15 protein-coding genes are annotated in these 14,362 nt (G+C 37.6%); 12 read left to right on the top strand and 3 right to left on the bottom strand.

Features of this window, described 5'->3' with window-relative positions; translation table 11 throughout:
- The first annotated feature begins 251 nt into the window (after nucleotides 1-251).
- The 7 genes from cyoA to AC4CVF_RS05325 all read left to right on the top strand — a co-directional run bounded on the left by cyoA (nucleotide 252) and on the right by AC4CVF_RS05325 (nucleotide 8,132).
- Nucleotides 252-1,316 (top strand): ubiquinol oxidase subunit II, encoded by a 1,065-nt coding sequence (gene cyoA, locus AC4CVF_RS05355; protein WP_336954469.1) that lies wholly within the window; start codon nucleotides 252-254, stop codon nucleotides 1,314-1,316.
- Between the two features lie 3 nt (nucleotides 1,317-1,319).
- Nucleotides 1,320-3,311 (top strand): cytochrome o ubiquinol oxidase subunit I, encoded by a 1,992-nt coding sequence (cyoB, locus tag AC4CVF_RS05350; RefSeq protein ID WP_004719352.1) that lies wholly within the window; start codon nucleotides 1,320-1,322, stop codon nucleotides 3,309-3,311.
- 4 nt (nucleotides 3,312-3,315) lie between these two features.
- Nucleotides 3,316-3,936 (top strand): cytochrome o ubiquinol oxidase subunit III, encoded by a 621-nt coding sequence (cyoC, locus tag AC4CVF_RS05345; protein ID WP_056512630.1) that lies wholly within the window; start codon nucleotides 3,316-3,318, stop codon nucleotides 3,934-3,936.
- Nucleotides 3,933-4,259: a cytochrome o ubiquinol oxidase subunit IV gene (cyoD, locus tag AC4CVF_RS05340; RefSeq protein WP_171066910.1), complete on the top strand. Its 327-nt coding sequence runs from the start codon at nucleotides 3,933-3,935 to the stop codon at nucleotides 4,257-4,259. Before cyoC ends, cyoD begins: the two co-directional genes overlap by 4 nt.
- A 6-nt stretch (nucleotides 4,260-4,265) precedes the next feature.
- Nucleotides 4,266-5,144, top strand: coding sequence for a heme o synthase (gene cyoE, locus AC4CVF_RS05335; protein WP_004719345.1), 879 nt, complete (start codon nucleotides 4,266-4,268; stop codon nucleotides 5,142-5,144).
- Nucleotides 5,145-5,230: 86 nt separating this feature from the next.
- On the top strand, nucleotides 5,231-7,363 hold the full coding sequence (locus tag AC4CVF_RS05330) for a PA5441 family protein (protein ID WP_490774208.1): 2,133 nt from the start codon (nucleotides 5,231-5,233) through the stop codon (nucleotides 7,361-7,363).
- Between the two features lie 7 nt (nucleotides 7,364-7,370).
- Nucleotides 7,371-8,132: a DUF3142 domain-containing protein gene (locus tag AC4CVF_RS05325; RefSeq protein ID WP_490789055.1), complete on the top strand. Its 762-nt coding sequence runs from the start codon at nucleotides 7,371-7,373 to the stop codon at nucleotides 8,130-8,132.
- Between the two features lie 99 nt (nucleotides 8,133-8,231).
- Here AC4CVF_RS05325 and AC4CVF_RS05320 read toward each other — a convergent pair whose 3' ends face one another.
- Nucleotides 8,232-8,717, bottom strand: a complete 486-nt coding sequence (locus tag AC4CVF_RS05320) for a hypothetical protein (RefSeq protein ID WP_336954466.1) — start codon at nucleotides 8,715-8,717, stop codon at nucleotides 8,232-8,234.
- Between the two features lie 266 nt (nucleotides 8,718-8,983).
- On the opposite strand from AC4CVF_RS05320, the gene rpsF reads away from it, so the two are divergent.
- From rpsF to dnaB, 4 genes are all read left to right on the top strand, one after another.
- Nucleotides 8,984-9,370, top strand: a complete 387-nt coding sequence (gene rpsF / locus AC4CVF_RS05315) for a 30S ribosomal protein S6 (RefSeq protein ID WP_336954464.1) — start codon at nucleotides 8,984-8,986, stop codon at nucleotides 9,368-9,370.
- Between the two features lie 11 nt (nucleotides 9,371-9,381).
- Complete coding sequence (gene rpsR / locus AC4CVF_RS05310) at nucleotides 9,382-9,609, top strand: 30S ribosomal protein S18 (RefSeq protein WP_004719336.1); 228 nt, start codon at nucleotides 9,382-9,384, stop codon at nucleotides 9,607-9,609.
- Nucleotides 9,610-9,618: 9 nt separating this feature from the next.
- The gene (gene rplI, locus AC4CVF_RS05305) at nucleotides 9,619-10,065 is read left to right on the top strand and encodes a 50S ribosomal protein L9 (RefSeq protein ID WP_004719333.1); all 447 of its coding nucleotides are present in this window, start codon (nucleotides 9,619-9,621) and stop codon (nucleotides 10,063-10,065) included.
- A gap of 210 nt (nucleotides 10,066-10,275) precedes the next feature.
- A complete protein-coding gene (gene dnaB / locus AC4CVF_RS05300) occupies nucleotides 10,276-11,721 on the top strand; it encodes a replicative DNA helicase (protein WP_419820273.1) in 1,446 nt (481 codons plus the stop codon).
- Nucleotides 11,722-11,778: 57 nt separating this feature from the next.
- On the opposite strand, the gene AC4CVF_RS05295 is transcribed toward dnaB, so the two are convergent.
- Nucleotides 11,779-12,201 (bottom strand): DUF4259 domain-containing protein, encoded by a 423-nt coding sequence (locus AC4CVF_RS05295; protein ID WP_419359556.1) that lies wholly within the window; start codon nucleotides 12,199-12,201, stop codon nucleotides 11,779-11,781.
- A gap of 283 nt (nucleotides 12,202-12,484) precedes the next feature.
- Here AC4CVF_RS05295 and alr point away from each other — a divergent pair, with 283 nt between their 5' ends.
- The gene (gene alr / locus AC4CVF_RS05290) at nucleotides 12,485-13,558 is read left to right on the top strand and encodes an alanine racemase (RefSeq protein ID WP_419359554.1); all 1,074 of its coding nucleotides are present in this window, start codon (nucleotides 12,485-12,487) and stop codon (nucleotides 13,556-13,558) included.
- A gap of 69 nt (nucleotides 13,559-13,627) precedes the next feature.
- Here alr and AC4CVF_RS05285 read toward each other — a convergent pair whose 3' ends face one another.
- Nucleotides 13,628-14,056, bottom strand: a complete 429-nt coding sequence (locus AC4CVF_RS05285; protein ID WP_419359552.1) for a BLUF domain-containing protein — start codon at nucleotides 14,054-14,056, stop codon at nucleotides 13,628-13,630.
- Nucleotides 14,057-14,362 lie beyond the last annotated feature (306 nt).

Here is a 14,362-nt window from a genome sequence, read left to right as displayed (position 1 = left end):
GAAATTAATAATTTATGTTTTTGTTTTCTTTATAATTCCGACTAAAAGTCTCAGGTATTTTTACATCAATATATTCATTCTCTATGTATAGCTAAGTTTGCCGATATGAGGCATAATGCCCTACAACGTAGCGGTGTCAGATCATTGAGAATGTTTTCTATTTAGAAATAATAGTCATTTTCAATCATGCGGCACTTTAATCGCTATCCCATATTTATATAGGGAATGGGACTCTTCACCGAGGTTGTAAAATGAGACAAACGACTTTAGCTGTATTGTCTTTATCTGCGATCACCGCACTCTTAACTGGGTGTGGTGGTGATATAGTACTTCTAAACTCTAAAGGTCCAGTCGCTGAAGGTCAAAGTAGCCTGATGATGACTGCGATTTACTTAATGTTATTGGTCGTAATTCCTTCGATCTTAATGGCATTGTGGTTTGGTTGGAAATATCGCGCGTCAAATAAAGATGCAGACTATAAACCTACATGGGCACACTCTACTGCGATTGAAATTGTAGTATGGGGTATCCCATGTATTATTATTGCTATTCTTGCGTATTTAACATGGTGGGGTTCACACAAATATGACCCTTATAGACCGTTAACAAATACTCAAGGTCAGATGGAAGAACATTTAAAAATTCAAGCAGTCGCTGAACAGTTTAAATGGGTGTTTATCTATCCTGAACAACAAATAGCTACAATTAACGAAGTTCGTTTCCCAGTCAATAAACCAATTGAATTTCAAATCACTTCTAACTTTACAATGAACTCTTTCTTCATTCCTAAGTTAGCAGGTCAGGTTTATGCTATGGCGGGTATGCAAACTAAGTTACATATGCTTGCAGAACACCCAAGTCCAGCAGACGGCTACCGTGGATTCTCAGCGAACTATAGCGGTTACGGCTTTACGCAAATGCGTTTTAGAGCTCATGCTGTTTCAGATGCTGACTTCAACACTTGGGTAGACGCTATTAAAGCAGGTAAAGGTACTTCAATTAATCCTGAAGCGATCCAAAAAACCACGCTTGATGCGACAGAATTTGCTACGCTCAAAGATGGTGATCGTTCTAAACACCAAATTGAAGCAATGCTGAACAATGCGCATACTCCTGAAGAAATTAAAGCTGCACACGAAGCTGAACGTAAAGGTCCATTCCCTACTAAGCCTCATCCTGTGACTTATTATTCTTCAGTTACGCCTGACTTGTTCAAAAGCATCATCAACACTTACATGAGCAACTACCATGGTGCAGACCATGCAGGCGCTGAACATGCAGGTGCTGAACATGCAACTGCTTCTGTAGGGGAATAAGACATGTCTTTGTTATTAGGTAAACTCAATTGGGATGCAATCCCTAAAGAGCCGATTGTACTTGTAACAATGGTCATTATGGCTCTTGGTGCAATTGCAGTTTTCGGTGGTATCACCTATTTCAAAAAATGGGGTTACCTCTGGAATGTATGGTTTAAATCTGTAGACCATAAAAAAATTGGTATTATGTATATTCTTGTGTCTGTTGTGATGCTACTTCGTGGCTTCGCTGATGCAATCATGATGCGTCTTCAACTGTTCCTTGCAAAAGGTGGTGGTGAAGGTTACTTACATCCCGACCATTACGATCAGATCTTCACCGCACATGGTGTAATCATGATCTTCTTCGTAGCAATGGGTCTTGTTGTTGGTATGATGAACATTACTGTACCACTTCAAATTGGTGCACGTGACGTTGCATTCCCATTATTAAACTCTGTGAGCTTCTGGTTATTTGCTGGTGCTGCTGGTTTGATGATGGTTTCTCTAGTATTAGGTGAGTTTGCTGCAACAGGTTGGATGGCATATCCACCTCTTTCTGGCATTCAATATTCTCCTGGTGTTGGTGTTGACTACTATATCTGGGCACTCCAGGTTTCTGGTCTAGGTACGCTTTTAACCGGTGTTAACTTCTTTGTTACCATCATCAAAATGCGTGCACCTGGTATGAAACTTATGGACATGCCGATCTTTACTTGGACTGCACTTTGTACAGCAGTATTGATCATTGCATCGTTCCCAGTATTGACTGCAACAATTGCAATGTTAACACTTGACCGTTACTTCGGTTTCCACTTCTTCACCAATGAGCTTGGCGGTAGCCCAATGCTCTATGTGAACTTGATTTGGACATGGGGTCACCCAGAAGTATATATCTTAGTATTACCTGCTTTTGGTCTTTACTCTGAAATCGTTTCAACGTTCTCTCGTAAAACGTTGTTCGGTTATAAATCTATGGTGTATGCAACGATTGCGATTACAGTACTTGCTTTCGTGGTATGGTTACACCACTTCTTTACCATGGGTGCTGGTGCCAACGTCAACGCGTTCTTCGGTATCATGACCATGATTATTGCGATTCCTACTGGTGTGAAAATCTTCTCATGGTTATTCACTATGTATAAGGGTCGCATTACCTTTACATCACCAATGTACTGGACACTTGGCTTCCTTGTGACTTTCGGTATCGGTGGTTTAACGGGTGTATTGATGGCTGTTCCACCAGCTGACTTCTTAGTACACAATTCGTTATTCTTGATCGCTCACTTCCATAACGTAATTATTGGTGGTGTTGTATTTGGTATGTTCGCGGGTATCACTTTCTACTGGCCAAAAATGTTTGGTTGGAAGTTAAATGAAACTTGGGGTAAAGCATCGTTTTGGTTCTGGTTCTTTGGTTTCTATTTTGCATTCATGCCACTTTATATCCTTGGTTTCATGGGTATGACACGTCGTTTGAATACATATGACAACCCTGAATGGGATCCATACTTAGCAATTGCTTTGTTTGGTGCTGTGCTTGTAGCAATCGGTATTGCTTGTTTCTTAATGCAAGTTATTGTTGGTTTCTTACAACGTCACGACAACATGGACAACACTGGCGATCCATGGGATGGCCGTGTACTTGAATGGTCTACTTCATCCCCTGCTCCGTTCTATAACTTTGCTGAAATTCCAAAAATCAATGGTATTGATACTTTCTGGAATGATAAAGAGAATGGTGTAGCATATGCACGTCCTGAGAAATATGAAGATATTCATATGCCAACTGATCGTGCTGCTGGTTTTGTTATTGCCTTGTTCATTACAGCAATGGGCTTCGCTTTAATCTGGCATATCTGGTGGTTAGTCGTTGCAACTTTCCTTGGTGCTGTTATCAGCTTCATCGTAAGTTCATTCACTAAAAAAGTGGACTACTACGTACCTGCTGCTGAAGTAGAACGTATCGAAAACGAGCGTTATGCTTTACTTGAAAAACACTTGAAGAAGGACTAAGGATATGGCTGAAGTACTTCATCACGACAACCACGGACACGATGAACATCATCATCACGATGATACAGACATCACCGTCTTTGGTTTCTGGACATACTTGATGAGTGACTTGATTTTATTCGGTACACTCTTCATCGCGTTCGCTGTATTAAGCAGTCATATTCCGCCTGGTACTCCAAGTCCAAAAGAGTTATTTGGCGAGTCTTTAGGTTTCGTACTTGTTGAAACCTTTGCTCTCTTAATTTCTTCTGTGACTTTCGGTTTTGCGGTACTTGCTTCTTACAAGAAAAATGTAAACCAAGTGCTTATGTGGTTAATTATCACTTGGCTCTTTGGTGCAACATTCATCGGTATGGAACTTTATGAATTTAATCATTTAGTTCACGCTGGTCATGGTCCTAGCCACAGTGCGTTTTTGTCTGCGTTCTTTACCCTTGTAGGTACGCACGGTATCCACGTAACATCTGGTTTGGTATGGATGATTGTGTTAATGGTTCAAATCAAGAAAAATGGTTTGACTGTACCAAATACACGTCGTCTTGCTTGCCTAAGTTTGTTCTGGCACTTCCTTGACATCGTTTGGATCTGTGTATTCAGCGTAGTTTATTTACTGGGAGCTTTATAATGAGTCATGATCATAATGCTGCTGGTGCTTCGCACGGAAACATCAAACAATACTCTATCGGCTTCATCCTTTCTGTCGTTTTGACCATCATCCCATTCGGGATGGTGATGAAAGGAATGACTGGTGGTGCAGTTGTTGCAACGATTGCGATCACTGCGATTGCTCAGGTTCTTGTACAATTAGTTTTCTTCTTGCACATGAATTCATCTTCTGAACAACGCTGGAATGTGATTGCATTCATCTATACGATTCTGACGATTGCAGTTCTATTAATTGGTTCTGTATGGATCATGAACTACTTACATTCAAACATGATGCTCTAGGGTGTCATGTTGAAAAAATATCTATTCCTGACTAAGCCAGGAATTCTCTTTGGTAACTTCGTTACCACTTTGGGTGGCTTTTTCTTAGCCGCTCAAGGTTCTGTAGATTTCCTTTTACTTCTCATCACATTACTAGGCACTACGCTTGTCGTTGCCTCTGGCTGTGTGGTGAATAATGTCATTGACCAAGACATTGACCAAAAAATGCAACGTACAATGAATCGTGCGCTTGTCAAAAAAACCATCAGTCCAACAGTTGCTTTAATTTTTTCAGCTGTGCTCGGTTTAATTGGCTTTGCTTTGTTGTGGTTTTTTGTCAACGCCTACGCATTTGGCTTTGCTGTACTCGGCTTTGTTGTGTATGTGATTTTTTATAGTCTTTGGAGTAAACGTACCACCATTCACCAAACTGTGATTGGAAGTATTTCAGGCGCAAGCCCTCCTGTAATTGGATATACTGCTGTTTCCAACGGATTTGATGTTGCTGCTTTGCTGATTTTTTTAGCTTACGCACTTTGGCAAATGCCACATTCTTGGGGAATTGCAATCTACCGATTTGATGATTATAAAAATGCAAATATTCCAATTTTACCTGTAGCTCGTTCAATTTTTCGCACAAAAGTTGAAAGTTTAATATACGTTATTCTGTTTGCTGCAGTTTTAAATGGATTGTATTGTTTTGGCTATACCAACATCTTTTTCCTTATTACCTTTAATGCTTTATGTGCCTATTGGGTATATTTATCGATTATTGGATTTAAAGCTGAAAATGATCAGGTCTGGGCAAAAAAATATTTTTTGTATTCCGTCATTCTAATTACAGCACTCAGTGTGAGCTTTAGTTTTAGTTATGTCTCCCCTGCACCACATTTGCCACTGTTTTAAAAAAAGATAGAGTTCTCTCTATCTTTTTTTTATCTGCATAAATAAAATTAAAATATTAAAATTTTTATTATAACGATAGGCACTTTATGCTTTTTAAAAATAAAACACTGCAATATGCCTTTCTTGTTGGTTTACCTTTGGTTGTTTATCCAACTTCTAGTTTTGCGGGCGCTGCAGAAGAAGTCGCATCACCAACTTTTGACCTAAACAACAATCAATATCGTATATTAAACCTCCCCATACTCTATCCAGCCAATGACAATAGAACCAACATGATGCTACTGCTAAGTGACAAAGGTTTAGCAAGTATCAAAGCATTTGAAGTTGATAAAATGAGTTTATGGGATACTTCTAGTGGCATAGTTCCTTTTTACCCTACTGACTTAACTCAAGCATCTGAAAATAAGATTCCAAATAAACGTGCTTTTTACGATGCAAATGATCACGTCTATGATGAACGCTGTATAACACTAAAATCTGGTGCTGAAGTTTTTCTTCAACAGGTTTCAAATCACAAGAAACTATCTCAAGACGAAAAAAGCAGCTTGTTAGAACAACGAAATCAGATCAAAAATTGTCAACAAAGTATTCCACTGATTCAAGTCAATTCACAATGGACACAGCCCGCTCAACAGTATGCTTCTTATTTAAATGGGATTATTTTATTTTACAAAGCTAACTATTCCTCAGCAACTAAAATATTTACAGCCTTAAGCCAAGTTGATGACCCTTGGTTAAAAGAAACAGCTCAATACATGCTCATCCGCACATCATTAAATGAGCTGTATAGCCAGTCATTAGGAAGTTACGGTGATTTAGATACTCTGAAAGTTGATCAAGCACTTCTTAAAACTTTTTTCAATCGCATTACTGATTATTTTAAACTTTACCCTAAAGGCCAATACGTAGCCAGTGCCAGAGGATTTTTACGCCGAGGCTACTGGATTGCTAATCAACAAGATGCTCTAGTCAAAGAGATGATTTGGCAGATGGATCACCCAAAATCAGATTATTACAATCTCGATATGTCCACATTGGCAGCCGAAATAGATCGCAAGGTATTTGGTTTAGAAAACTTCAACGCAAAAACACTCAACGATCCTTTCTTTTTAGCTATCTATGATCTGATGCATATGCGTCAGAGTGATTCTAAGCAGTACCAGCCAATTAGTTGGTCCGAGTTAAATGCACAAAAAACTGTATTTAAGGAACAACCTGAGCTGTTCCGTTATTTACAAGCTGTTCATTTATATTTTATTCAGAAAAAACCACAAGATGCGTTAAATTATTTACCGAAACAAAAAACCAATTCTATTCAAAATTATTTAGAACTCAGCCAATATACGCTTAAAGGGGTCATTCTTGAAAAAATTAGTGATAAAAATCTGGTTGAACAATATTGGAACCATTTACTCGCAATTTCTGCTAATCCTTATCAAAAAACTTTGGCAGAAGTCGCCCTAGCGATTCACTATAAAAACACCAATAACCAAAATGCCTTTTTAGGAAATCATTCAAAAATCAAACAAGCAACCTTACAGAAAGCATTCATTACTCAAATTGCCGATGTCAAAGCTTTGCAAAGTATCATTATTGCCAAAGACAGTTCAGTTGATAAAAAGAATCTGGCTTTATATACATTACTAGATAAAAGCTTAATGACTCAAAACTATGCGGTATTCAATAAAGCCTTTACCACATGGTTACCTCAAGATGCCTCAGAATACAAAGCATATAACAGCAAAATTAACGCTTATAAGTCAGAACCCCACTTCGAAGTTTTTGTTTGGAATGGTCATGAAATTACACCAACGCTCAAATGCCCTAAATTAAGCACCTTAACAGCTGGTTTAGAAAAAAATCCAAAAAATTTAACTTATCGTTTATGCCTAGGCGAATATATGCGTAATCAAGGCACTGCTTTAGAAATTTTTTATGGTGACTATTACTATGGTCCAAGTTTTAACCAGCCGAAAAATGCCTTTACAGGTGAAACTTTTAGTCGTGGTGAAGTCTATAAAGAAATTATTAAATCAAATTCTAAAAGTGAATTACAAGCTTATGCACTTTATCGCGCTGTTATGTGTTATTCGCCGAGTAGTATAAATGTCTGTGGTGGAAAAGACGCCACAAAATCCACACGTAAACAATGGTACACACAAATTAAACGTGACTATCCAAATACCACATGGGCAAAATCTTTAAAATATTATTGGTAGCTTATTCATGCTTAAACAGTTTTTCTCGGGTCTACTGACAATCCAATGTTGTTTAGGATTAATGGCATGTCAACCGAGTCAATCAGCGGTAACCTCCGATCAGGTCAATGCAAATGACTATGATGCCTTTTGGATTTGGGGAAATATCAAGTCTACGCCTTATTTAAGTAATGCAAAGGAAATCTATATTTTACAAGGTGAAGTTAGGCTAGAGAAAAGTTCCAACCATTCTATCTTGATCCAACAAGGCATTTCTGTGGTTAAAATTCCACATCAGAAAATATGGTTGGTTTTTCGAAATCATCATTTAAATTGGCAAAGCACTGAAATAGAAAATATTTTACAACGCGTCCTACAATGGGAAAGCGCAGGCAATCACATTCAAGGTATTCAAATTGACTTTGATGTACCAACTAAAAATTTAAAAGCGTATGGCTTATTTCTACAACAGCTTAGAAAGCAGTTACCACAACATTATCAACTTAGCATCACCAGTTTGATGGATTGGGGCAATCTTCGCGATCCAGATACACTTAGGCTATTTAGAGAAAATATTGATGAAATGGTGATTCAAACCTATCAAGGCTCTACCACTATTCCAAATTATCAGGCTTATTTGACTAAGGCTTCAACATTGAAACTGCCTTATAAAATTGGTTTGGTACAACATGGTAAATGGGATCACCAACTTAGATTTGATACTGACCCAAATTTTAAGGGCTTTGTGGTATTTTTATTACGACAAAATAATCGTGAATTAATCCAATAAATATGTGATGGCATCTACATCAATCAAAATCGAATATTTGCACAATAAATAAATTCATGCTTTTATTTTAGTAATTTAACTTCTAATTGACTAACCAAATTAACTTCCAAAAAAAACTGAATCATGCTCAAACCGAGCAAATAACTCATCCATTTTTCCCGCATATTTCATATCAAGTTGATGCCATAATTTTTTCGGAAGTGGAATAAATTCTAATGTGTCGGAACCATCAGAAGCTTTGCAGAAACGGATTTCATACTCAGGTTGTAAAATTTCATTGAGTGCCCGTAGTGTGGTATCACGATCAGCACCTTTTCCTTGATAAGGAATCAACAATGATTTTTCACCATAATGAATTGTGATACTAAAACCTTGTTGATTATCAGCATCTTCAAGTTCAGCAGACAATTGTCCAGTTTCTAAAATGTTTTCACAATAGCCAATAATTGCATCATCCTCTTCTCTCCAATCCACCACCATGACAATATCATAACGACCATCAAAAACATCAAAGTAGAAATTTTGTGTAGGGTTTTCAATATAAGATTCAATGGTTTCAAGTTTTTCAGCGCTGTAGTTTGTCATTTTAGCTATCCATACTTTTATTCATTTTCAATCTAAATAGGTACAAGATGAAATTCAATCTCGCATCTGTAAAATTTTAGTGGTTATTCCAATAAATATTTGAATATTAAATTGTGTTTGTGCGCAAACTTTCCTATAATAAGCCCTCGCAATTTTTGCGGCACAATCTATTGGCTTTTAAACTGTTGTTTAAAGCTTATGCTGATTGTGACTCCTTGCTTCAATCTTTTTAAGGTTGGGGCTGTATAAACCGTAAGGAGCTGACAATGCGTCACTACGAAATCGTAATTCTGGTACACCCAGACCAAAGCGATCAAGTTGTGGGAATGGTAGAACGCTACATTTCTCACATCAAAGATGCTGAAGGTCAAATTCACCGTCTTGAAGATTGGGGCCGCCGCCAATTGGCTTACCCAATTAACAAAATCCATAAAGCGCACTACATTTTAATGAATCTTGAATGTAATCAAACTACGCTTAATGAATTAGAAGAATTGTTCCGTTATAACGATGCAATCCTTCGTAACGTGATTATCCGTCGTGAAAACGCCATCACTGAAGAATCTTTACTCGCTAAGAGTGCTGAAGAAAAACGTGCGCGTAAAGCTCAACGTGAAGAAGCACAACAAGCTCAAGATTCTGTTGAAGCATAAGGAGAACATCAATGGCACGTTTTTACCGTCGTCGCAAGTTCTGCCGCTTTACAGCTGAGAACGTTACGTACATCGACTACAAAGATATCGACACTTTAAAACAGTACATCACTGAAAACGGCAAGATTGTTCCTAGCCGTATTACAGGTACTAAAGCTCGTTACCAACGTCAATTAGCGCTTGCTATTAAACAAGCTCGCTACTTAGCGTTGATTCCTTACACTGACAATCATAAGTGAGGTTGAGCCGTGGATATTATTTTATTACAACGCATTAAAAACCTTGGTAAATTAGGCGATAAAGTTTCAGTTAAAGCTGGTTACGGCCGTAACTACCTTATCCCTCAAGGTAAAGCAGTTGCAGCGACTGAAGCGAATACTGCTGCTTTTGAAGCTCGTCGTGCAGAACTTGAGAAAGGTGAAGCTGAAGTTTTAGCTGCTGCTCAAGCACGTGCTGACCAATTGAACGAAGTAAATATCGTTATCACCGCGAAAGCTGGTGATGAAGGTAAATTATTCGGTTCAATCGGTACTCGTGATATCGCTGACGCGTTAACAAATGCTGGTCTTGTTGTTGACCGTGCTGAAGTTCGTTTACCGAACGGTGCACTTCGTCACACTGGCGAATTTAACATCGCAATCCAATTGCATCATGATGTTACTGCTGAAGTTCTCGTTACAATCGTATCTGAGTAATTTCTTGCAGAAAAAAAGAGCATACTTTTGTATGCTCTTTTTTTATCTTTAAATTTTACCTCGGATCAGCTGAAATTGTTTCTAGTTGATTCATTCCCCTACTTATTGGTATTACTGTTAGATACTTTTAGTATTTTGCATTAAGATAAGTGAGTACTTCAGTACACACGTACATAATGTTTTTGCACGATTTAAAAATCAAGGTTTTATATGTCTCAGGCAACTGCCACAGCTCAACAGAATCCCTTCAACACTGATGCAAAAAATAAAGATAATGCACAGTTAAAAGAGTTTCGTACGCCTCCTCATAACTTGGCAATTGAACAAGCTGTACTGGCTGCATTGATGACGGTTGCTGAGTCTTTTGAACAAGTCAGTGACGCTTTGAATGAAACTGATTTTTATGCAACACGTCACAAATATATCTTCCGTGCAATTGAAAAACTGGCACAAGAAAATTCTCCGTATGATGCAGTTTTAGTTAACGATTGGCTGATTAAGCAAAACTTGCTTGATGCAATTGGCGGTGAAGAGTATTTAATGCAGTTAATGTCAGATTCGCCTTCGAGTTTCTATAACTTAGAAACCTATGCCGGGAAAATCAAAGAATTTTCAACCTTAAGAAGCATGATTAAAGTAGGCAATGAAATCCTGCAAAATGCTTATGACACCAAAGGTCGTGAAGTGAGTGAAATTCTTGATCTTGCTGAAACCAATATTTTCTCTATTGCAGAACAACATAATAACAATGCCAAAGCACAAGGGCCAAAAGCCATTACCTCAGTTGTAGCAGACGTTTTTGATAAGTTAAATGAACTTTCTCAAATGGAAGGTAATATCACTGGTTTAACCACAGGTTTTATGGAGTTAGACAATAAAACCTCTGGTATGCAAGCTGGTGATATGATCATTGTTGCTGCACGTCCGTCGATGGGTAAAACAACCTTTGCCATGAACCTTGTAGAAAGTGTGTTATTTAACTGTGATCTGCCAGCACTGGTTTTCTCTATGGAGATGCCAGCAGACTCTATCGCCATGCGTCTCATTTCAGCATACGGTAAAGTCCATCAAGGGCATTTACGTTCAGGTAAACTTGATGGCGATGAATGGTCTAAAGTCACAGGAACCATTTTACAGCTACAAGAAAAACACCTTTATATTGATGATTCATCTGCACTGCCACCAACGGAACTTCGAGCACGTGCACGACGTATTGCCAAACAACATGGTGGCAAGCTGGGTTGTATCATGATCGATTATCTACAATTGATGAAAGTGCCAGGCATGGGTGATAACCGTGTCGGTGAGATTGGTGAAATTTCACGAAGCTTAAAAGCCCTTGCCAAGGAAATGATGTGCCCTGTTATTGCACTATCACAGCTTAACCGTTCTCTGGAAAACCGTCCAAATAAACGTCCGGTAATGTCCGACTTACGTGAATCAGGTGCAATCGAGCAGGATGCCGATTTAATTATGTTTATTTACCGTGATGAAGTTTATAACAAAGAGTCGAAAGAAGCAGGCACTGCTGAAATTATCATTGGTAAACAACGTAATGGCCCGATCGGGACTGTGCGTTTAGCCTTTGAAGGTCAATACACGCGCTTTAGTAATCTATCGCCTGAGTATTATGCGCAATATCAAGATGAAGAATAATATTAATCAATAGAATTAGCATCATTTAACACTGCTGTAGAGATGAGATTTTAATCTTCAAATCTTAGAACTTAAAGTCTCTCTCAACGTTTCAATATTCTTAGTCCATTCATCATAATCATCTGAATCTTGCCAAAGCTCATCCAATTCAGAGTTTTCACTGGTCAATAATAATAATGCAGTCAATGCTTTTGGAATAAGTGCATAATTGACATTGTTTTTATTCTGTTCAAGCCATTTTTCTACAGGTTCAGGATAATATTCATTTTCTTCAATCCCTTCACCAAATGATTTAGCTAAAACATCTGCCGCAGCATGTGCAATACAACCAATATCGGCATCGATAAACTCTTCGGTTGCCATATCAATCATTTCATCGAAGGCTTGTTCAATGACAACATATCCATCATGCTCTTTAAACTCATAGGCCCAATCACTTGCAGTATCATTTCCAAATGGTTCATGTGACCATGTTCCCATACACCCTCCGAAATAAATCCTTAAATTTAAATATAAAATGTACGATTTTATTTAAAAAAGAAAGAGCTATATCTTTACAAATTATGTGCAAAGCACTTAGCAAAAATTTTATCGATACAAAATCAATAAACCATTCAAAACACAAATGTTTATGTTTATTTAAAGCTGATAGGACTACAATATTTAGCGTTTTAAAGCTGCACTTTTTTTAAAGTTAGGCTTTTATCTCTATTTATGCGATTTAGCATTATACAATCTTTGCCATTCCTCAGGAGTAACTAGGGTGCGTCAAGCAACAGTTTATATTGACAGTGAAGCACTGCAATATAATTTAAACCGAGTCAAACAACTTGCACCAAGCGCTAAAATTGTCAGTATGGTTAAAGCCAATGCATATGGACATGGCGTCAAGGACTGTTTAGCCGCCTTAAATGCGACTGATGCCTTTGGTGTCGCCAGCCTTGCTGAAGCCTTAGAGATTCGAGCATTAGGCTATCAACAACCGATTACTCTCATCGAAGGTATTTTCAGTGCAGATGAAATGATCACTGCCGTTGAAAACAATGTTGAAGTCGTTGTACATCATCAGCCACAATTGGCTTGGTTGCGTGCACATAAAAAACAATATATCGACAAAAGTTTAAAAGTTTGGGTAAAACTCAATAGCGGTATGAACCGATTGGGTTTTAAGTTTGCTGAAATTATTGAAGTGATTCAATCACTCAAAGCAGAAGGTTTTACCTGTGTGCTGACTATGCATTTTGCCAATGCAGATGCGGATCATCACCCGTTAAATGAACAACAGAAAGATCAATTATTACAGGTAAAAGCTGCTTGTGAACCGATCTTAGCTTCATGCTGCAATTCTGCTGCTATTTTTAAATGGCCTGAACTGAATTTTGATTTTGTACGTCCAGGTATCATGCTTTACGGCGCGTCTCCCTTTGCAGATCGAAGCATTGCTGAATTAGACATCAAACCTGTCATGAGCTTTACCGCTGAAATCATTGCACTCAATCATATTAAAGCAGATGAATCTGTAGGCTATGGCTCTACATTTGTTGCCAAAAGTGATATGGATATTGCCATTGTTTCGATAGGCTATGGAGATGGTTATCCGCGTGCTTTTCCTCGACAAAATTATGTCAGCATCAATGGGCAAATGACAGCAATCATTGGCCGTGTAGCAATGGATATGATCGCAATTGATGTCACTGGCTTAGACGCACCGCTAGGAACAGTCGTTGAACTGTGGGGCAAAGATCGTTTGGTTGATGATGTGGCTGCTGCCAATGGTACGATTGGTTATGAGTTACTCTGTCGTATGAGTGCTCGCCCTATCCGTAAAAAACTTTAAGCACTGATTTTCTATTCAAAATAAAAATCCAAGCCATCGCTTGGATTTTTTTGAATCGATTTTATGACTTTATACAAACTCTTCTGGCTGCTCAATCTCATAGAGTAATTTGAGCAATGTCGGAATATCCTGCTCATCTAAATTCAATGGGCGAAAGTATTTATAACCCTTACTCTCAAAGTATTGTTGAATTTTGCCATTTCGTCTAACGTATTTCATAGACCATTGTGAAAAATGCCCCTGCTTAACGTGACCCGCTCTAAATAACTTAATTTGATGATGTCTTGGATCTTTATACAATTTTTCAAGCACGTGTAAGATAATCATTTCATCGCCTTCTAGGCATTGAAAAAAGTGTTCATCCGCAAAATATAAGACGCCTTGAATTTGATGAAGTATATTAAAATCTCTCGCTTCACCTAAAATATCTCTTAAATCATTGAGTATTTGATGAGGTGGTGATGTCGTTTTACTTGCATAGCATAATTGAAAAGTCATGTAATTCTTCTATTTTTTAACTTTCATTATTTATAAACAATTATTTACGAATATACAAGTCTTAACTTTTATAATTAAAGTGCTTATCGACTTTTCTATATTTATATTTGCAATATCTCTATACAGTAATTCATCTATTATTTTAAAAATTTATTCAATATGCATCCATCATTAAAAACACACAAAATATTTTCAGCTTATTCTATTTATCCAGTGAAAATATTAAAACAGAAACTTATGAAATTAATTTTTTATGATCTACTTATTATTTCTACAGTTAAAAAAGCGAGATTACACCCGCTTTGA

This window comes from Acinetobacter sp. LipI_19, from assembly GCF_058242925.1.
Note: the sequence above shows the minus strand (reverse complement) of the source record. Positions and strands in the feature narration are given on the sequence as shown.